The organism is Nocardioides plantarum (assembly GCF_006346395.1).
GTDB lineage: Bacteria > Actinomycetota > Actinomycetes > Propionibacteriales > Nocardioidaceae > Nocardioides > Nocardioides plantarum.
This window is the reverse complement of sequence record NZ_VDMS01000002.1, coordinates 560,836-578,345: the sequence shown is the minus strand read 5'-3', so window position 1 is coordinate 578,345 and position 17,510 is coordinate 560,836. Positions and strand designations below refer to the sequence as shown.

18 protein-coding genes and 2 tRNA genes are annotated in these 17,510 nt (G+C 71.5%); 12 read left to right on the top strand and 8 right to left on the bottom strand.

Annotated elements, in window-relative coordinates:
- Positions 1–63 precede the first annotated feature (63 nt).
- Positions 64–135, top strand: a tRNA-Gln gene (locus FJQ56_RS14700).
- Between the two features lie 77 nt (positions 136–212).
- Positions 213–285 (top strand) — tRNA-Glu (locus FJQ56_RS14695).
- Between the two features lie 69 nt (positions 286–354).
- Here FJQ56_RS14695 and FJQ56_RS14690 read toward each other — a convergent pair.
- Complete coding sequence (locus FJQ56_RS14690) at positions 355–1,578, bottom strand: LCP family glycopolymer transferase (protein ID WP_170215417.1); 1,224 nt, start codon at positions 1,576–1,578, stop codon at positions 355–357.
- A 114-nt stretch (positions 1,579–1,692) separates the two neighbouring features.
- On the opposite strand from FJQ56_RS14690, the gene FJQ56_RS14685 reads away from it, so the two are divergent.
- Together FJQ56_RS14685 and FJQ56_RS14680 are read left to right on the top strand one after the other, a co-directional pair.
- Positions 1,693–3,201, top strand: coding sequence for an AlkA N-terminal domain-containing protein (locus tag FJQ56_RS14685; protein WP_140010291.1), 1,509 nt, complete (start codon positions 1,693–1,695; stop codon positions 3,199–3,201).
- Position 3,202: 1 nt separating this feature from the next.
- Positions 3,203–3,688 (top strand): methylated-DNA--[protein]-cysteine S-methyltransferase, encoded by a 486-nt coding sequence (locus FJQ56_RS14680; RefSeq protein ID WP_140010290.1) that lies wholly within the window; start codon positions 3,203–3,205, stop codon positions 3,686–3,688.
- 230 nt (positions 3,689–3,918) lie between these two features.
- Here the strand turns inward: FJQ56_RS14680 and FJQ56_RS14675 are convergent, their stop codons facing one another.
- Together FJQ56_RS14675 and FJQ56_RS14670 are read right to left on the bottom strand one after the other, a co-directional pair.
- Positions 3,919–4,899, bottom strand: a complete 981-nt coding sequence (locus FJQ56_RS14675; protein ID WP_140010289.1) for a type IV toxin-antitoxin system AbiEi family antitoxin domain-containing protein — start codon at positions 4,897–4,899, stop codon at positions 3,919–3,921.
- Between the two features lie 221 nt (positions 4,900–5,120).
- On the bottom strand, positions 5,121–5,843 hold the full coding sequence (locus FJQ56_RS14670; protein ID WP_091021586.1) for an IclR family transcriptional regulator: 723 nt from the start codon (positions 5,841–5,843) through the stop codon (positions 5,121–5,123).
- 138 nt (positions 5,844–5,981) lie between these two features.
- On the opposite strand from FJQ56_RS14670, the gene leuC reads away from it, so the two are divergent.
- The 4 genes from leuC (at position 5,982) to FJQ56_RS14650 (ending at position 10,233) form a co-directional block, all read left to right on the top strand.
- Complete coding sequence (gene leuC / locus FJQ56_RS14665) at positions 5,982–7,409, top strand: 3-isopropylmalate dehydratase large subunit (RefSeq protein ID WP_140010288.1); 1,428 nt, start codon at positions 5,982–5,984, stop codon at positions 7,407–7,409.
- 1 nt (position 7,410) lies between these two features.
- Complete coding sequence (gene leuD / locus FJQ56_RS14660) at positions 7,411–8,016, top strand: 3-isopropylmalate dehydratase small subunit (RefSeq protein ID WP_140010287.1); 606 nt, start codon at positions 7,411–7,413, stop codon at positions 8,014–8,016.
- A gap of 583 nt (positions 8,017–8,599) precedes the next feature.
- The gene (locus tag FJQ56_RS14655) at positions 8,600–9,421 is read left to right on the top strand and encodes an alpha/beta fold hydrolase (RefSeq protein WP_140010286.1); all 822 of its coding nucleotides are present in this window, start codon (positions 8,600–8,602) and stop codon (positions 9,419–9,421) included.
- Positions 9,422–9,573: 152 nt separating this feature from the next.
- Positions 9,574–10,233 (top strand): HU family DNA-binding protein, encoded by a 660-nt coding sequence (locus tag FJQ56_RS14650; protein WP_140010285.1) that lies wholly within the window; start codon positions 9,574–9,576, stop codon positions 10,231–10,233.
- Between the two features lie 59 nt (positions 10,234–10,292).
- On the opposite strand, the gene cofC is transcribed toward FJQ56_RS14650, so the two are convergent.
- Positions 10,293–10,913, bottom strand: a complete 621-nt coding sequence (cofC, locus tag FJQ56_RS14645; RefSeq protein ID WP_246084168.1) for a 2-phospho-L-lactate guanylyltransferase — start codon at positions 10,911–10,913, stop codon at positions 10,293–10,295.
- A gap of 61 nt (positions 10,914–10,974) precedes the next feature.
- On the opposite strand from cofC, the gene FJQ56_RS14640 reads away from it, so the two are divergent.
- Together FJQ56_RS14640 and FJQ56_RS14635 are read left to right on the top strand one after the other, a co-directional pair.
- On the top strand, positions 10,975–11,784 hold the full coding sequence (locus tag FJQ56_RS14640; protein WP_140010284.1) for a lysophospholipid acyltransferase family protein: 810 nt from the start codon (positions 10,975–10,977) through the stop codon (positions 11,782–11,784).
- Entirely contained in the window at positions 11,781–12,785 is a 1,005-nt protein-coding gene (locus FJQ56_RS14635; protein ID WP_140010283.1) for an NAD(P)H-dependent glycerol-3-phosphate dehydrogenase, read from the top strand. Before FJQ56_RS14640 ends, FJQ56_RS14635 begins: the two co-directional genes overlap by 4 nt.
- A 117-nt stretch (positions 12,786–12,902) precedes the next feature.
- Here the strand turns inward: FJQ56_RS14635 and FJQ56_RS14630 are convergent, their stop codons facing one another.
- Positions 12,903–13,982 carry a trans-sulfuration enzyme family protein gene (locus FJQ56_RS14630; RefSeq protein ID WP_140010282.1) on the bottom strand — a complete coding sequence of 360 codons (1,080 nt, stop codon included), beginning with the start codon at positions 13,980–13,982 and terminating at the stop codon, positions 12,903–12,905.
- Between the two features lie 24 nt (positions 13,983–14,006).
- On the opposite strand from FJQ56_RS14630, the gene FJQ56_RS14625 reads away from it, so the two are divergent.
- The gene (locus tag FJQ56_RS14625; protein ID WP_140010281.1) at positions 14,007–15,125 is read left to right on the top strand and encodes a D-alanine--D-alanine ligase family protein; all 1,119 of its coding nucleotides are present in this window, start codon (positions 14,007–14,009) and stop codon (positions 15,123–15,125) included.
- A 34-nt stretch (positions 15,126–15,159) separates the two neighbouring features.
- On the opposite strand, the gene FJQ56_RS14620 is transcribed toward FJQ56_RS14625, so the two are convergent.
- Together FJQ56_RS14620 and FJQ56_RS14615 are read right to left on the bottom strand one after the other, a co-directional pair.
- Positions 15,160–15,654 (bottom strand): DUF3515 domain-containing protein, encoded by a 495-nt coding sequence (locus FJQ56_RS14620; protein WP_170215415.1) that lies wholly within the window; start codon positions 15,652–15,654, stop codon positions 15,160–15,162.
- Positions 15,655–15,704: 50 nt separating this feature from the next.
- Positions 15,705–15,941: an Lrp/AsnC family transcriptional regulator gene (locus tag FJQ56_RS14615; RefSeq protein ID WP_140010279.1), complete on the bottom strand. Its 237-nt coding sequence runs from the start codon at positions 15,939–15,941 to the stop codon at positions 15,705–15,707.
- A 114-nt stretch (positions 15,942–16,055) separates the two neighbouring features.
- Between FJQ56_RS14615 and FJQ56_RS14610 the strand changes: the two genes are divergently transcribed.
- On the top strand, positions 16,056–17,030 hold the full coding sequence (locus FJQ56_RS14610) for a thiamine-phosphate kinase (protein WP_140010278.1): 975 nt from the start codon (positions 16,056–16,058) through the stop codon (positions 17,028–17,030).
- 199 nt (positions 17,031–17,229) lie between these two features.
- Here the strand turns inward: FJQ56_RS14610 and rpmB are convergent, their stop codons facing one another.
- Positions 17,230–17,415: a 50S ribosomal protein L28 gene (rpmB, locus tag FJQ56_RS14605; protein ID WP_056714197.1), complete on the bottom strand. Its 186-nt coding sequence runs from the start codon at positions 17,413–17,415 to the stop codon at positions 17,230–17,232.
- Positions 17,416–17,510: the final 95 nt, after the last annotated feature.

Genomic DNA, 17,510 nt, shown 5'->3' with positions numbered 1-17,510 from the left:
TTTCGAGTCGGTCGTCCGCTCCTGGGAAGCACGGGTCACGACGGCCGAACAATAGTAAGACAGTGGGATATGGTGTAATTGGCAACACAGCTGGTTCTGGTCCAGTCGTTCTAGGTTCGAGTCCTAGTATCCCAGCGAGATCGGGGCCTCCGGGTCGCGATTTGTCCGGACAGGACGCAGATCTGTAAGGTTCTGCAGGTCCTCACGGACATGCCCCCGTTGTGTAGCGGCCTAGCACGGCGCCCTCTCACGGCGTTAGCGCCGGTTCGAATCCGGTCGGGGGTACACCACCACGAAGAACCCGCGTCGATGACGCGGGTTCTTCGCATTTCTGACCCCCTCGGCGGGGGAAGGTCAGCCGCAGAGGCCGGCCTCGGCCCGCTGCTCGGCCTCCTCGGGGCTGGTCCTGGGCTCGCTGGTGGGGTCGCTCGTCGGGTCGCTGGTGGGGTCGCTGGTGGGGTCCGGGCTCGGGCTCTGCGACGGCTCGTCGCCGAACTGGTCGTCGGCACCGATGCTGCCCTCGCTGAAGTCCTTGCCCAGCTGCTCGTCCTGCCTGATCCGCTCCCACAGGTCCTGGGCGGTGGCCGACCAGACCAGCGTCACCTCGGGGTTGTTCGGATCGGGCTCGACGGGCACGGTGAGGAACTTGATCTTGTCCAGGCCCGTACGACGTACCTCCATCGCGAGGTCCTTGAGCCTGCCGACGGAGTCGAGCTCGTCGTCGGTCTGGATCGAGGACGTGACGGCGCTGAGGAAGGACAGGATCCGCTGCGGCTGCGACAGCGTGCCGGCCGAGCGGACCTTCTGGATCATCGAGGCGATGAAGGCCTGCTGGCGCTTCATCCGCCCGATGTCGCCGGTGACCGAGAGCTGGTAGCGCTCGCGCACGTAGTCGAGGGCCTGGGTGCCCTCGAGCACCTGGGTGCCGGCGTCGAAGTGGATGTTGTGCTTGTCGTCGTCGACGGCCTTGGGCAGGCACACCTCGACGCCGCCGATCGCATCGACCATGTCGCGGAAGCCCCGGAAGTCGAGGACCACGAAGTGGTTGATGTGGATGTCGGTCAGGGCCTCGACGGTCTGCACGGTGCAGACGGGCCCACCGACCTCGAACGCGGTGTTGAACCGCACCCCCGTCGCGCCCGGCACCTCGCCCCGGTCGTCGGTGACGCAGTCGGGGCGGTCGATGATCGCGTCGCGGGGCAGGCTCACGCCGTAGGCGTGCGAGCGGTCCCGCGACACATGGAGCAGGATCACGGTGTCGGAGCGGGCGGTGCCCTCGGGATTGGCCCCGCCGATGTCGTCGTTGCCCGCGCCGACGCGGGTGTCGGAGCCCATCACCAGGATGTTGAGTGGCTTGGTGGGGGCGTCCGAGGCGACTCCGTCGGGCAGGACCTCGGGCACCTTGTGGCGGATCCTCTGGCCCTCGGGGATGTTGTCGTTGAGGTTGTCGTAGACCAGCCAGGAGCCGCCTGCGGTGATCAGCGCGATCACGAGCTGGGCCGCGAGGATCGTCGTCCACACCGCCCGTCGGTGCGTACGACGGGCCGTCGGCTCGGCGGGCTCGCTCACGTGACTCACCTCCGCATCCTCCCAGAGGGGCGGTCGGCCGACCTCGCGATCGGCGAAGACGGTCCGCGCGGCGGTGTCCGATTCCCGCCAGAACGACCACCGGTGGGGGATCATGATGGAGCCATGAGTCCGACCCAGCGCCTCGACCCCGAGACGTGCTACCGCGCGGTGAAGTCGCGCGACCGCCGCTTCGACGGGGTCTTCTACGTCGCCGTGCGCACCACCGGCATCTACTGCCGACCGTCGTGCCCGGCGCGGACCCCGGCCTTCGGCAACGTCACCTTCCATGCCGGTCCCGCCTCGGCCCAGGCGGCCGGCTACCGGGCCTGCAAGCGGTGCCTGCCCGACGCCACCCCCGGCAGTCCCGACTGGGACGTCGCCGCCGACGTGGCCGGGCGCGCGATGCGCCTGATCTCCGACGGGGTGGTCGACCGCGAGGGGGTCGACGGCCTCGCCGCCCGGATGGGCTACACCCCGCGCCACCTCGGCCGGGTGCTCACCGCCGAGCTCGGCGCCGGACCCCTGGCACTGGCCCGCGCCAAGCGGGCGCAGACCGCCCGGGTGCTCATCGAGACCACGGATCTCACCTACGCCGACATCGCCTTCGCGGCGGGCTTCTCCAGCGTGCGGCAGTTCAACGAGACGGTGCGCGAGGTCTACGCCGCGAGCCCCACCGACCTGCGGGGCCGGCGGGGCGGCGTACGGACCCCGGGGGCCGTCACGATGCGGTTGGCGGTCCGCACCCCGTTCGCCGGACGCGCGCTGCACGCCTTCCTCGCCTACCACCTGGTGCCGGGTGTCGAGGTGGCCGGCCACGACGGCGACCTCGGCTGGTACGCCCGGACGCTCGACCTCCCGCACGGGCCCGGCACCGTCCGCCTCGACATCGCCGACGCCCTCGACCCGGGACAGACCGCGTTCGTCGTGGCCCACCTCGAGCTCACCGACCTGCGTGACACCGCCGCCGCCGTCGAGCGGGCCCGCCGGCTGCTCGACGCCGACTGCGACCCGCTCGCCGTCGGCGACCACTTCGCCGGCGACCCGATCATCGGGCCGCTCGCCCGTCGTACGCCGGGACTGCGGCTGCCCGGGCAGGTCGACGGCGCCGAGACCGCGATCCGCACCGTGATCGGGCAGCAGGTGAGCGTCACCGGGGCGCGCACCGTCACCGGCCGGATCGTCGCGGCCCACGGGCGACCCGTCGCGACCGGCGTACCTGGTCTGACGCACCTGTTCCCGACCAGCGCCGCGCTCGCCGCGGCCGATCCCGAGACCCTGCCGATGCCCCGTGCGCGGGGCCGGGCCCTCGTCGGACTGGCCGGTGCGCTCGGCTCGGGCGACATCTCCCTCGACCGCGGGACCGAGCGCGACGCCGTCCGCGCGGCCCTGGTCGCCCTGCCCGGCATCGGCCCCTGGACGGCCGACTACGTCGCGATGCGCGCGCTGGCCCACCCCGACGTCTTCCTGCCCACCGACCTGGGGGTGCGCAACGCCCTGCGCGGGCTCGGCCACGACCCGGTCGCCGCGCTGGACCGCCTCGACGACTGGAGCCCGTGGCGGTCCTACGCGCTCATGCACCTCTGGAACACCCTCATGCCCGCCCCGCCCGCCCCCACCGAAGGAGTCCGCTGACATGTGGACCGTCATCGAGTCACCCATCGGCGACCTGCGCCTCGTCGAGCGCGACGGCGCGATCACCGCGATCGAGTTCTCGCCGTTCCACGACGACGCCGTCGGTGGTCGACCCCGCGGAGCCCGCCAGGACGACCACCCGCTGCTCGTCGAGGCCGTCCGTCAGCTGACGGCGTACTTCGCCCGCGACCTGAAGGAGTTCGACCTCCCGCTCGCGCCGGGCGGCTCGACGTTCCAGCAGCAGGTGTGGGGGAGGCTGCGCGAGATCGGGTACGGCGAGACCGCGTCGTACGGCGAGATCGCGCACCGCATCGGCCGCACCAACGCGGCCTCACGCGCGGTCGGACTCGCGAACGGCAGCAACCCGATCCCCATCGTCATCCCGTGCCACCGCGTGATCGGTGCCAACGGCACCCTCACCGGTTACGCCGGCGGCATCGAGCGCAAGCAGACCCTGCTCTCGCTGGAGCAGGACGCGCTCTTCTGACGGCTGGTCTGGGGGCTAGGGGGCCGGTGGCATGGATCCCCGGGTACCCGGGGATTCGTGCACTCCGGGCCCGTTGCAACGCCCCAGAAGCGGATGAGTCGGCCCCGGAGTCGGGCCGCCAGCGCCGGTGGCAGGGATCCCCGGGTACCCGGGGATTCCTGCACTTCGGGCCCGTTGCAACGCCCCAGAAGCGGATGAGCCAGCCCCGGAGTCGGGCGGCGCGCCGCAGCTCAGGCTGCGTCCTGGCGCATGAGCTCGCGCATGATCATCGCCGCCGTCGCGTCCGGGTTCTCGAGGTCGGCCCAGGTGATCCGGATGCACCGCCAACCCGTGAGCCGACAGATGAGCTCCTCGCGCCTCTTCTCGCGCAGGACGACGTCCGTGATGGTCTCGCCCGGCCTCAGCAGCCTCTGGTACTTGATCTTGCCGTCGAACTCCAGGAAGACCTTGAACTGCGGCCAGGCGAAGTCCACTCGAGCAACGACGACCCCGTTGGGGTCGGAGATCTCGACCTGCGGTTCGGGCATCGGGATGTGCTTGCGGAAGCACAGCATGAACGTCCGGGTCTCGCCCGCAGACTCGATCTTGGGGTTGGCGAGACGCAGCACGAGATCGGTCTTCAGGCTGTGCGGCCACCGCTCCATGGCAGCGCCCTCCGCGGTATACCTCTCGGCCAGCGCGGCCTCGGTCGTCAGTGCGTGATGGAGGAGGTGGTTGACGACGATCAGGCTGGGCTCGACGTCGGCCACCGTCGTGACCTCGATCGCGGTCCGGGTCCCACTGGTCATGTCGATGCCGTTGCGACTGACGACGTCACCGTCGATCAGCTTTCCGCAGTGCTGCTGCACGCCGGCCTCCTTGCGCCCCGCCTCGCCGTCGACTCGAGTGAGGTGTGTCAGCCCGAGGTCGAGACCCCAGGTGGGCGCGTCGTACTCGACCGCCGACGAGACGTGCGATGCGACGACAGTGGTGTTCGCCTGCTTCATGATCGTCCGGGTGCGTACGGCGTAGCACCCCTTCTCGTCGAGCCCGGCGTACGTCGGACCGTCGACGTACGCGCCTCGCCGGGGCTGGGCCAGGACGCCAGTCCGCTTCAGCCGGCCGAGCGCGCGATCGTTGTAGCCGAGCTTGATGAGCTCGCGGCGCAGGGCGATCGGCGTACGCCGTGGGTCGGTGTCGGCCCACTCGGGAACTCGGTGTGGTCGCATCATGCGGCCGGAGGTGCCCCGGGTGGAGGTGTGGACAAACGCGCCGTGCCCGCACCTGTGGATACCCGCCTGGCGTGCCTGCACGTTGCCTGCACGTGGGGTGCGCGGTCGTCAGATGGCCCGGTTGGACCCCGGGCCCCTCTCATCCGCTTCGGGCCCGTTGCAACGCCCGAGAAGTGCAGGAATCCCCGGGTACCCGGGGATTCATGCCGTGTCCAGATGACCTACTCGGCCGCAGCCCGCCGCAGCGACTCGGACAACCGCTCGGCGGCGGCGAGGACGGCGGGGGCGTGCATCCGGCCGGGCTGGCGCGAGAGTCGCTCGAGGGGACCGGAGACGGAGACGGCGGCGATGATCTTGCCGCCGGGGGAGCGGACGGGGGCGGAGACCGACGCGACGCCCTGCTCGCGCTCGCCGACCGACTGTGCCCACCCGCGGCGACGGATGCCGCTGAGGGCGGCCGCGGAGAAGGCGGCGTTCTGCAGGCCGCGGTGCATCCGCTCGGGGTCCTCCCAGGCCAGCAGCACCTGGGCGGCGGAGCCGGCACGCATCGTGAGCTGGGAGCCGACGGGGATGGTGTCGCGCAGGCCGGAGGGTCGCTCGGCCGCGGCGACGCAGACACGGTGCTCGCCCTGGCGGCGCCACAGCTGGGCCGACTCGCCGGTGATGTCGCGCAGGCGGGCCAGCACCGGTCCGGCGGTGGCGAGCAGACGGTCCTCGCCGGCGGCGGCGGAGAGCTCGGCCAGGCGCGGACCCAGGACGAAGCGGCCCTGCATGTCGCGGGCGACGAGTCGGTGGTGCTCCAGCGCGACCGCCAGACGGTGGGCGGTCGGTCGGGCCAGGCCGGTGCCGGCCACGAGACCGGCGAGCGTGGCCGGGCCGGACTCGAGCGCGGTGAGCACCAGAGCGGCCTTGTCGAGAACGCCGACGCCGCTGGAGTTGTCCATATGGCAATACTGCCGTCTCACTCCCTGGGATGCAAGCGCTATCGTCGGTGTCGTCGTCGACCGAACGACGACAAGGTGCCCGGGCGATCCTCGGGCCCGCACGCGCAGCACCGACGCAGCACACGAAGGAGAACCACGATGGGCAGGACCTTGTCGGAGAAGGTGTGGGACGAGCACGTCGTCCGCGCGACCCCGGGTGAGCCCGACCTCCTCTTCATCGACCTCCACCTGATCCACGAGGTCACCAGCCCGCAGGCCTTCGACGGCCTGCGCCTCGCCGGCCGACAGGTACGCCGCCCCGACCTCACCCTGGCGACCGAGGACCACAACGTCCCGACGATCGACTGGGACAAGCCGATCGCCGACCCGGTCTCGCGCACGCAGGTCGACACCCTGCGCAAGAACGCCGAGGAGTTCGGCGTACGCCTGCACCCGCTCGGCGACATCGAGCAGGGCATCGTCCACGTCGTCGGGCCCCAGCTCGGGCTGACCCAGCCGGGCATGACGATCGTGTGCGGCGACAGCCACACCAGCACCCACGGCGCGTTCGGCGCGATCGCCTTCGGCATCGGCACCTCCGAGGTCGAGCACGTGCTGGCCACCCAGACCCTGATGCAGGCCAAGCCCAAGACGATGGCCGTCACCATCAACGGCAGCCTCCCGGCGGGCGTCACCGCCAAGGACCTGGTCCTCACCCTGATCGCCCACACCGGCACCGGCGGCGGGCAGGGCTACATCGTCGAGTACCGCGGCCAGGCCATCGAGGAGCTCTCGATGGAGGGCCGGATGACCGTGTGCAACATGTCGATCGAGTGGGGCGCCAAGGCCGGCCTGATCGCGCCCGACCAGACGACGTTCGACTACATCGAGGGCCGTCCCGAGGCGCCCACTGGCGCCGACTGGGACGCCGCCGTCGAGCACTGGACCAGCCTGCGCACCGACGACGACGCCGTGTTCGACGAGGAGATCGTGCTCGACGCCTCCGACATGGCGCCGTTCGTCACCTGGGGCACCAACCCCGGCCAGGGTGTCCCACTGTCCGCAGCGGTCCCCAGTCCCTCCGACTTCGACGAGGAGCAGGACCAGGTCGCCGCCGAGAAGGCCCTCGAATACATGGGTCTCGAGGCCGGCACCCCGATGCGCGAGGTCAAGGTCGACACGGTCTTCGTCGGCTCGTGCACCAACGGCCGCATCGAGGACCTCCGCCTCGCCGCCGAGATCGTCAAGGGCCGCACGGTCGACCCCGACACGCGCCTGCTCGTCGTACCCGGCTCGGTGCGTGTGCGCCTCCAGGCGCAGGACGAGGGTCTCGACGTCATCTTCAAGGACGCCGGCGCCGAGTGGCGCGGGGCCGGCTGCTCGATGTGCCTCGGCATGAACCCCGACACCCTCGAGCCCGGCGAGCGCAGCGCCTCGACCTCCAACCGCAACTTCGAGGGGCGACAGGGCAAGGGCGGTCGTACCCACCTGGTGTCGATCCCGGTCGCGGCAGCCACCGCCATCCGCGGCACCCTCTCCTCACCCGCCGACCTCGAGCCGCTGGCCGTCACCGCTGGGAGCAACTGACATGGACGCGTTCGTCAACCACACCGGCATCGGCGTACCGCTGCGACGCAGCAACGTCGACACCGACCAGATCATCCCGGCCGTCTACCTCAAGCGCGTCACCCGTGACGGCTTCGAGGACGGACTCTTCTCGGCCTGGCGCAACGACCCGTCGTTCGTGCTGAACAACCCGGCGTACGCCGGGGGCTCGGTCCTGGTGGCCGGCCCCGACTTCGGCACCGGGTCCTCGCGCGAGCACGCCGTCTGGGCCCTGCAGAACTACGGGTTCCGCGCCGTCATCTCCTCCCGCTTCGCCGACATCTTCCGCGGCAACTCCGGCAAGGCGGGCCTGCTCGCCGCCCAGGTCGACGAGAAGGTCGTCCAGCGCCTCTGGGACCTGCTCGCCGACCAGCCCGGCGCCGAGATCACCGTCGACCTCGAGTCACGCACCATCCGTGCCGGCGAGGGCGTCGACGCGATCGAGGACTCCTTCGACATCGACGACTACACCCGCTGGCGCCTGCTCGAGGGCCTCGACGACATCGGCATCACGCTCAGCCACGCCGACGACATCACCGCCTACGAGGCCACCCGCCCCTCCTGGAAGCCCGCCACCATCCACGCCTGAGCCGTCGACCCACCCACGTCGGTCGAGGTGTGAGGTGCGCTGCCCCACGTCGGTCGAGGTGCGAAGGCCGCCAGGCCTGAGCCTCGAGACCCCCGCAGGGTCCTGCGGTCTCGAGTGACGTCGTCTCGTCCTAGGTCTTTGGTCGTTCGGGTCAGGCGGCGGTGAGCTGGCGACCTTCTTGCGCCGGGGTTCGGTCGCTATGTCACCGCCCGGCCTGTGCGGTGGTGACTGGGCGACGTCTCTGGGCGTGGGTTGGGTCGCTCTCGCACCGCCGACCTGGCCGCCAGGCGCGCGCGGCCAGCGTGGCGGCGTGAGACCTGCGGCTGTAGAAGGCCCCGGTCCGATGGGTCCTCACTGGGGTTGAAGCCTCGGCTGCGGGGGTCTCGAGGCTCAGGCCTAGCGGCCTTCGCACCTCGACCGACGTGGGGTCTCGAGGCTCAGGCCTAGCGGCCTTCGCACCTCGACCGGCGTGGGGTCTCGCACGTCGACCGACGTGGGCGGCTTCACCCTCACGTGCGTGGTACGGCGTACCCTCGTCAGGCAAAGTCTTGTGCACAAGATACTTTGACGAGAGGACGCAACCATGCCCGACATCACCAGCAACGGCATCAACCTCCACTACACCGACACCGGCGGCGAGGGTCGTCCCGTGGTGCTCATCCACGGGTGGCCGTTGAGCGGCAAGTCCTGGGCCGACCAGGAGGGTGCGCTGGTCGATGCCGGCTACCGTGCGATCGCCTACGACCGCCGGGGTTTCGGCGCCTCGGACAAGACCGAGGGTGGCTACGACTACGACACCATGGCCGCCGACCTCGCGGGTCTGCTCGACGGCCTCGGGCTGGACGACGTGACGCTGGTGGGGTTCTCGATGGGTGGGGGAGAGGTGGCGCGCTACCTCGGCACGTACGGCGCCGGGCGTGTGCGCTCGGCCGTGCTGGCCGCTGCGGTGCCGCCGTACCTGCTCAAGACCGACGACAACCCCGACGGCGGACTGGGCGACGACGACGTGCAGGGCATGATCGACGGCGTCACCTCGGACCGCGAGGGGTTCCTCGACCAGTTCACGACCGACTTCTTCTCGGTCGGTGGCGAGCTCAAGGTGACCGAGGACCAGCGTCAGCAGGCCCTGGCGCTCGAGGCGACCGCGGACGACGCGGCACTCGCTGGGTGCGTCGCGGCGTTCGGGCGCACCGACTTCCGTGGCGACCTCGCCAAGGTCACCGTGCCCACGCTGGTGATCCACGGCTCGGGTGACGCCACCGTGCCGTTCGAGGTCTCCGGAAAGCGCTCAGCTGAGGCGATCTCGGACTCCACGTTGGTGGTCGTCGACGACGCTCCGCACGGTCTCAACGTGTCGCACCGCGACGAGTTCAATACCGCGCTGCTCGACTTCCTGAAGCGCTGAATCGTCCGAAACGGGCTGATTTCCCTCAACTACGGGCAAAAAGCGGCTTTGCTCTCGGCGTGGCGATTGTGACCGAGTCCACGAATGCCTAGCGTGCCTAGGGAAAGTCGAGCACATGCTCGGCATCATCAGGTTCTCTGAAGGGGAAGACAGTGAACAAGTCACAGCTCATCGAGGCGCTGGCAACGCGATACGACGGCAACAAGAAGCAGGCGGCGCACGCCCTCGAGTCCGTCCTGGACACGATCACCCGTGAGGTGGCCAAGGGCGAGAAGGTCGCCATCACCGGGTTCGGCTCGTTCGAGAAGCGCGTGCGCGAGGCCCGGTGGGTCCGCAACCCGCAGACCGGTGCTCGCATCAAGGCCAAGAAGACGTCGGTGCCGAAGTTCACCGCGGGTGCCGACCTCAAGAACGTCGTCTCCGGTGCCAAGAAGCTTCCCAAGCTGACGGTCGCCGCCGCTGGCCCCGCTGCCAAGAAGGCCGCTGCCCCGGCCAAGAAGGCGGCGGCCACCGCCAAGAAGGCAGCCGCTCCGGCCGCCAAGAAGGCCACGAGCACCGCCAAGAAGGCGGCTCCGGCCAAGAAGGCTGCTCCGGCTGCGAAGAAGGCGGCTCCGGCCAAGAAGGCTGCTCCGGCTGCGAAGAAGGCGGCTCCGGCCAAGAAGGCTGCTCCGGCTGCGAAGAAGACGGCTCCGGCCAAGAAGGCTGCTCCGGCTGCCAAGAAGGCGGCTCCGGCCAAGAAGGCTGCCCCGGCTGCCAAGAAGGCGCCGGCCAAGAAGGCCCCCGCCAAGAAGGCGCCGGCCAAGAAGGCCTGACCACCTCGCACGACCATCGACGGGCCGTCCTCCTTCGGGAGGGCGGCCCGTCGGCGTGCTCAGACCAGACCGGTGGCGACAGCCGCCGTGGCCGCGCCGACACCGAGCGCGACCGCGGACCTCAGGTCGTCGAGGTCGTCGACGTCGCGGCGCAACGAGGCCAGCTCACCCTTCACCGCGAGACCGCCCGCGTCGCGGTGGGCCAGGGCCGAGTCGACCCCGAACTCCGGGGCGAACTCGTCGTACGGCGCCGTGTAGAGCGTCGTGCCCGTGCCCTCGGTGTCCGCGACGTACGACGCCCCGCCGGGCACCAGCGCCGCGAGCGCGGCGTCCAGGTCCTCGGGCCGCAGCGCCGGGAGGTCGGCGAGCAGCGCCACCGGCTGCCGGTCGGGCCACCGGCGGGCAGCCTCGGCGGCGGCCTGGCGCAGCGCGTCGTTGAGACCGTCGCCCCCGTCGGGGATGCTGACGCAGCCCAGGGCACCGAGCCGGACCGCGAAGGCGGCGTCGTCGGTGACCGCGAGCACCGCGTGCACGGAGGTGGCCGCCAGGCACGCGGCGGCCGTGTCGAGCGCGAACGCCTCGGCGAGCTCGCGCCGGCGCTCGTCGGGCAACCCCCGCAGTCGCGACTTGCCCCGCGCCGGGGGCTTGACGGGCAGCATGACGACGTACGCGGCCTCCACCCCCGCATCCAACCAGGTCGCTGCCGGTCCGGCGCGTGAGGTCCGAGTAGCCTGCACTGCTGTGAGAGTGCGCAAGCTGCAGCAGAGGCGGGGGTGGGCCTTCACCCTCGGGGCGATCATCCTGCGTCCGACGTTCCTGCTGACCACCAAGCCCGACTGGGTCGGCGGCACCAAGATCCCCGCGACGGGCGGGTGCGTCATCGCGATGAACCACCTCTCCCACGTCGACCCGCTGACCGCGGCGGTGTTCACCCACGACCACGGCCGGCTGCCGCGCTACCTCGCCAAGTCCGGGCTGTTCAAGAACAAGGCGCTCGGCTACTTCATGCGTGCGGCCGGGCAGATCCCCGTCGAGCGCTCGTCCGTGTCGGCCGCCGGGGCCTACGACGCCGCGGTCGAGGCCGTGCGCGCCGGCGAGTGCATCGTGGTCTACCCCGAGGGCACGATCACCCGCGACCCCGACCTGTGGCCGATGACGGGCAAGTCCGGTGCCGCGCGGATCGCGCTGGAGACCGGCTGCCCCGTCATCCCGATCGGGCAGTGGGGTGCGCAGGAGCTGCTCGCGCCGTACGCCAAGAGGCCCGACCTCTTCCCCCGCAAGACGATCCACATCGTCGTCGGCGACCCGGTCGACCTCTCGGACCTGGCCGACCAGCCGCGCACCGCTGCGGTCCTGGCCGAGGCCACCGATCGGATCATGGCTGCCATCACGACCATCGTCGAGGGCATCCGTGGCGAGACGGCACCCGCCGAGCGCTTCGACCCGCGCCAGGCCGGGATCGCCGAGATCGGCAACCCCCACCACGACAAGCGGCACGACAAGCGGCACGACAAGCGGCACGACAAGGGCCAGGGGAGGGAGGCCGGATGACGGGCAAGGTCGCCGTCCTCAGCGCCGGCTCGTGGGGCACCGCGTTCTCGATGGTCCTCGCCGACGCCGGCAACGACGTCACGCTCTGGGCCCGCCGCGCGGAGGTCGCCACCGCGATCAACGAGGAGCGCGAGAACCCCGACTACCTGCCCGGGATCCAGCTCCCCCCGGCCGTCGGGGCGACCGACGACGTCGAGAAGGCCCTGCACGGCGCCGACGTCGTGGTGCTCGCGACCCCGTCGCAGTCCCTGCGCGACAACCTCACCGACTGGGCGCCGTACGTCGAGCCGGGCGCGGTCTTCGTGTCGCTGATGAAGGGCGTCGAGCTCGGCTCGCTCAACCGGATGAGCGAGGTGATCCACCAGGTCACCGGCGCCGGTCCCGAGCGCATCGCCGTGGTCAGCGGCCCCAACCTGGCCAAGGAGATCGCGCGCCGCGAGCCCGCCGCCTCGGTGGTCGCCTGCGAGGACGAGGCCGTCGCCAAGCTGCTGCAGGACCGACTCCACTCGCCCGCCTTCCGTCCCTACTCCAGCGTCGACGTGCTCGGCTGCGAGCTGGGCGGCGCCTACAAGAACGTCGTCGGCCTCGCCGTCGGCATGGCCGTCGGGCTCGGCTTCGGCGACAACACCACCGCCTCCCTCATCACCCGCGGCCTCGCCGAGACCGCCCGGCTCGCCATGAAGCTCGGCGCCAACCCCCTGACCCTGATGGGCCTCGCGGGTCTCGGCGACCTGGTCGCGACCTGCTCCTCGCCCCTCTCGCGCAACCGCACGTTCGGCGAGAACCTCGGCCGCGGCCTGACGGCCGAGGAGATCTACGCCTCCACGCGCCAGGTCGCCGAGGGGGCCAAGTCGTGCGCCAGCCTGCGCGCGCTGGCCGAGCAGTCGGGCTGCGACGCCCCCGTGGCGACGTACGTCGACGACGTGGTCGCCGGGCGGATGACGGCCCCGCAGATGATGGACGCCATCCTGGCCCGGGGCACGAAGTCCGAGATCGGGTGATCGCGCACTCACGTCGGCTGAGGTGCGAGCGCAGCGAGCCTCGAAGCCAGGTGCTCAAGACGCCCCGGTATGCCGCCTGCGGTGGCTTCGAGGCTCGTCGCTGGGGCTCCTCGCACCTCAGCCGGCGTTGGTGAGGGTGTCGAGCGCCGTGACGAGGTCGGTCCAGAGGTCCTCGACGTCCTCGATCCCCACCGACATCCGCACCAGGCCGACCGGGATCGACGGCGACTCCGACTTCCAGCGGCGCCGGCGCTCGAAGGTCGACTCGACGCCGCCGAGCGAGGTGGCGTGCACCCACAGCTTGGTCTTGCGCACGAGCAGGTCGGCGGCGAGCTCACCCTCGGCGAGCACGATCGCGACGATGCCGCCGAAGCCGGGGTAGCGGACCTCGGCGATCGCCGGGTGTGCCTCCAGCCGCGGCAGCAGGGCCTGGGCGTTGGCCTGGGCGCGCTCGACGCGCAGGTGGAGCGTGCGCAGGCCGCGCAGGGCGAGCCAGGCCTCGAGCGTGCCGGGGGTGTTGCCGGTCAGCGAGCGGCGTCCGAGCAGCACCGCGTGCAGCTCGTCGTCGGCGGTGACCAGCGCCCCGAGCAGGGCGTCGCTGTGACCGGCGATGTACTTGGTGGCGGAGTGGACGACGATGTCGGCGCCCAGGGTCAGCGGCTGCTGCAGCAGGGGAGTGGCGAAGGTGTTGTCGACGACGACGACCGCGCCGGCCTCGTGGGCGGCCGCCACGATCGCCGGGATGTCGGCCACCTCGAGCGCCGGGTTGGTCGGCGACTCGATCCACACCAGCGCGGCGTCCTGACAGGCGGCCACGACCGCCGCGGTGTCCTCGATGTCGACGAGCTCGCTGGTGATCCGGCCCCGCGACTCGAGGTCGGCGACCGCCATCAGGCTGCCCTGGTAGGAGTGGCGGGGCAGCACCACCTTGGCGCCGAGGCCGACGAGGTCGAGCACGGTGAGCACCGCGGCCATCCCGGTCGAGAACGCCAGGCAGCGCCCACCCTCGAGCGCACCGAGGGTGTCCTCGAACGCCGTCCAGGTGGGGTTGGCGTAGCGGCCGTACTCGAGGTCGCCGGCGGCGACGTACGTCGAGGCCATCGTGATCGGCACGTTGAGCGGCTGGTCGGGGTCGTGTGGCGGGCGACCGGCGGTCACGGCCACCGTCGCGGGAGTCAGGCCGGGCTCGTCGGACATGCTCACGAGGATAGGGTCGGGCGCGTGACCGGCACCCCCAGGCCCCGCGTCGCCGTCGTCTTCGGCGGCCGTTCCAGCGAGCACGCGATCTCGTGCGTCACCGCCGGCAGCGTGCTCGCCGCCATCGACGGCGACCGCTACGACGTCGTCCCGATCGGCATCGCCACCGACGGGCGGTGGGTCCTGGAGTCCGGCGACCCCGAGCGCCTGCGCCTCGACGGCGCGGGTGCGCTGCCGAGCGTCGATGGAGACCGCTCCCCGGTGGCGCTGGCCCGGGTCGAGCACGGCACCGACCTGGTCGTCTCCGCGCCCTCGCGGCCCCCCGAGACCCTCGGCGAGGTCGACGTCGTCTTCCCCGTGCTGCACGGGCCGTGGGGCGAGGACGGCACCATCCAGGGCATGCTCGAGATGGCCGGCGTGCGCTACGTCGGCGCCGGGGTCCTGGCCTCTGCGGTGAGCATGGACAAGGCCTACATGAAGGTCGTGCTCGCCGCCGCCGGACTGCCGGTGCTGCCCAGCATCACCGTGTCCACGCGGGCGTGGGCCGCCGACCCCGACGACGTACGACGCCGCGCCGACGAGATCGGCTACCCGCTCTTCGTCAAGCCCGCCCGCGGTGGCTCCAGCATCGGCATCTCCAAGGTGCGTGACGCGGCAGGCCTCGACGCCGGCCTGGCCCTCGCCTTCGAGCACGACCCCAAGGCCCTGCTGGAGGTGTCGGCCGAGGGCGCCCGCGAGGTCGAGTGCGGCGTGCTGCAGGCCCTCGACGGCAGCGCCGAGACCAGCGTGCCCGCCGAGATCCGGATCACCGGCGACCACGAGTTCTACGACTTCGACGCCAAGTACCTCCCCCAGGAGGCCACCGCGCTCGACGTGCCCGCGGTCCTGCCCGACGGCGTCGAGGCCGAGATGCGCGAGCTGGCCGTGCAGGCCTTCGAGGCGGTCGGGGGCGAGGGCCTGGCCCGGGTCGACTTCTTCGTGATGCCCGACGGCTCCCTGGTCGTCAACGAGATCAACACGATGCCGGGCTTCACTCCGCTGTCGATGTACCCCCAGATGTGGGCGGCCACCGGCGTCGACTACCCGACGCTGGTCGACCGACTGCTGCAGCTCGCGCTGCAGCGCGGGACCGGCCTGCGCTGATCTGACCGCGCTGATCGGCTCCGGGCCGGACGGCTCAGCCGTCGCAGCGCTGCTCTTGCCTGAGGTGCTTGCCGACGATCGGGGCGAGCGTCGCCAGGACAGCGGCGGTCGTGTCGTCGCCGAGGTTGCGGGCGGAGGGACGCAGGTCGGCGGGTACGACGACCTCGACCACCGGGCGGAACCCGGCCGCGGCCAGCCGCAGGTCGACGCTGCGGTCGTTGTCGGAGCCGTCGGGGATGTACCAGCCGATCCCGTTGACCTCGTCGCAGCGCGACGTCTGGTCGAAGCCGTCGGGCACCGGCACGCCGCAGGTCACGACGATCGCGGGATCGCCGTACGCCGCCCCGAGCGCGTCGTCGGGCCGCACGTCGACGCGGTCCTGGTCGGCGAGCGAGTCGGGCAGGTCGTCGACGAACGCCTGGCAGGCGGCGCGGTCGGTGGCGCTGAGGTCGTAGGACCTGATCTCGACCGGGCGGCGTACCCACCAGACGACGACCACGGCGCCCACCACCAGGACCAGGGCGAGCACGCAGAAGCCCCAGGCCCGTCGGGACCTGGGGCGTCGGAGGCGCGGGACGTTCAGATGTGCACGACCGGGCACGTGAGCGTCCGGGTGATGCCGTCGAGGCTCTGGACCTTCGACACGACGAGCTTGCCGAGCTCGTCGACGTTGCGGGCCTCGGCGCGCACGATCACGTCGTAGGGACCCGTCACGTCCTCGGCGAGGGTGACGCCCTTGACCTGGGCGATGGCCTTGGCCACGTCGGCGGCCTTGCCGACGTCGGTCTGGATCAGGATGTAGGCCTGGACGACCATGCGTGCGCTCCTTTGCGACGGCGAACCCGTGGAGTTCGGTTCGGCGCCCAACCTATCGCGGTCCGCAGCCCTGTCGATAGCCGCCTGGACCTGGCCGTCTGGTGGGATGGACGCATGGCCCCGCCCCCGCCGCCGGCACCCGACGCCACCCTGTCCGACGTGGGCGAGTTCGGGCTGATCTCCGAGCTCGTGGCCCTGTTCCCGCAGGGCGAGCACGTGCTGGTCGGACCCGGCGACGACGCCGCGGTGCTCCGCGTGCGTGCGGGCCACGTCGTGGTGTCGACCGACTTGATGGTCGAGGGACGCCACTTCCGCCGCGACTGGGCCACCGCCGAGGACGTCGGGCACCGCGCCGCCGCCCAGAACCTCTCCGACCTCAACGCCATGGGCGGGCGTGCGCACTCGCTGACCGTCGGGCTCGCCGCGCCGGCCGACCTGCCGGCCGCCTGGGCGATCGACTTCGCGCGCGGGTTCGCCGCCGAGTGCGCCCTGGTCGGTGCCTCGGTCGTCGGGGGCGACCTCACCCGCGCCTCCGAGGTCGTCATCGCCGTGACCGTGATCGGGGCCTGCACGCAGGCGCCCGTGCTCCGCTCGGGCGCGGTGCCCGGGCAGCTGCTCGCGCTGTGCGGGCGGCAGGGATGGGCCGCCGGTGGCCTGGCCGTCCTCGGGCGGGGCTTCCGCTCCCCGCGCGCGCTGGTCGACGCCTACCGACGCCCCGCCCCGCTGTACGACGCCGGGCGCGCCGCCGCCGAGGCCGGCGCGACCGCGATGATCGACATCTCCGACGGCCTGCTGGCCGAGGCCGGCCACCTCGCCGCCGACTCCGGGGTCGCCATCGACGTACGCTCGGCCGCCTTCGAGCTGCCCGAGCCGCTTCAGGCGGTGGGGGCCGCCCTGGGCGTCGACCCGCTGTCGCTGGTGCTGGGGGGCGGTGACGACCACGCCCTGCTCGCGACCTTCGACCCGGGCTCGCCGCCCGAGGGCTGGGTCGTCGTGGGGGAGGTGCTGGCGCCCGGGGACGGTGGCCCGGGCGCGGTCACCGTCGACGGGGCGGCGTACGAGGGTGCGACGGGGTGGACGCACTTCTGAGGTGGGTCGACGCCGCTTGGTGACCCGGTGGGAGATTCACCACCTCAGTGGTGAAACTCCCGCCTCTGGCACGAAGTTTCGTCGTAGGGGAAGAAGATTCACCACTACAGCGGTGAATTTCCCAACGGGTACGACACCCCGAAAACGAGAAGGACCGCCGCCCGAGGGCGACGGTCCTCTCGAAGGAAGAGTCCGCGCGTCAGCGCGAGACCTTGCCGGCCTTGAGGCAGCCGGTGCACACGTTGAGGCGCTTGGGGGTGCCGTTGACCGTGGCACGCACCCGCTGGATGTTGGGGTCGAAGCGGCGCTTGGTGATCTTGCGCGACCACGGCCGGTTGTTGCCGAAGCTGGGCTTCTTGGCGCAGATGTCGCAGACGGCAGCCACGGGACACTCCTGGATCGTTGACGTTCAGAGAAGGCGGGCCCGGTGGTCCGGGCAACCGGAGAATCGTATCCGACCCGGCACGTGGGTCGAAATTC

Coding starts and splice junctions, on each gene's coding strand:
- FJQ56_RS14685 (WP_140010291.1), top strand. CDS start 1,693: ATGAGTCCGACCCAGCGCCTCGACCCCGAGACGTGCTACCGCGCGGTG.
- FJQ56_RS14680 (WP_140010290.1), top strand. CDS start 3,203: ATGTGGACCGTCATCGAGTCACCCATCGGCGACCTGCGCCTCGTCGAG.
- FJQ56_RS14675 (WP_140010289.1), bottom strand. CDS start 4,899: ATGATGCGACCACACCGAGTTCCCGAGTGGGCCGACACCGACCCACGG.
- FJQ56_RS14670 (WP_091021586.1), bottom strand. CDS start 5,843: ATGGACAACTCCAGCGGCGTCGGCGTTCTCGACAAGGCCGCTCTGGTG.
- leuC (WP_140010288.1), top strand. CDS start 5,982: ATGGGCAGGACCTTGTCGGAGAAGGTGTGGGACGAGCACGTCGTCCGC.
- leuD (WP_140010287.1), top strand. CDS start 7,411: ATGGACGCGTTCGTCAACCACACCGGCATCGGCGTACCGCTGCGACGC.
- FJQ56_RS14655 (WP_140010286.1), top strand. CDS start 8,600: ATGCCCGACATCACCAGCAACGGCATCAACCTCCACTACACCGACACC.
- FJQ56_RS14635 (WP_140010283.1), top strand. CDS start 11,781: ATGACGGGCAAGGTCGCCGTCCTCAGCGCCGGCTCGTGGGGCACCGCG.
- FJQ56_RS14630 (WP_140010282.1), bottom strand. CDS start 13,982: ATGTCCGACGAGCCCGGCCTGACTCCCGCGACGGTGGCCGTGACCGCC.
- FJQ56_RS14615 (WP_140010279.1), bottom strand. CDS start 15,941: ATGGTCGTCCAGGCCTACATCCTGATCCAGACCGACGTCGGCAAGGCC.
- FJQ56_RS14610 (WP_140010278.1), top strand. CDS start 16,056: ATGGCCCCGCCCCCGCCGCCGGCACCCGACGCCACCCTGTCCGACGTG.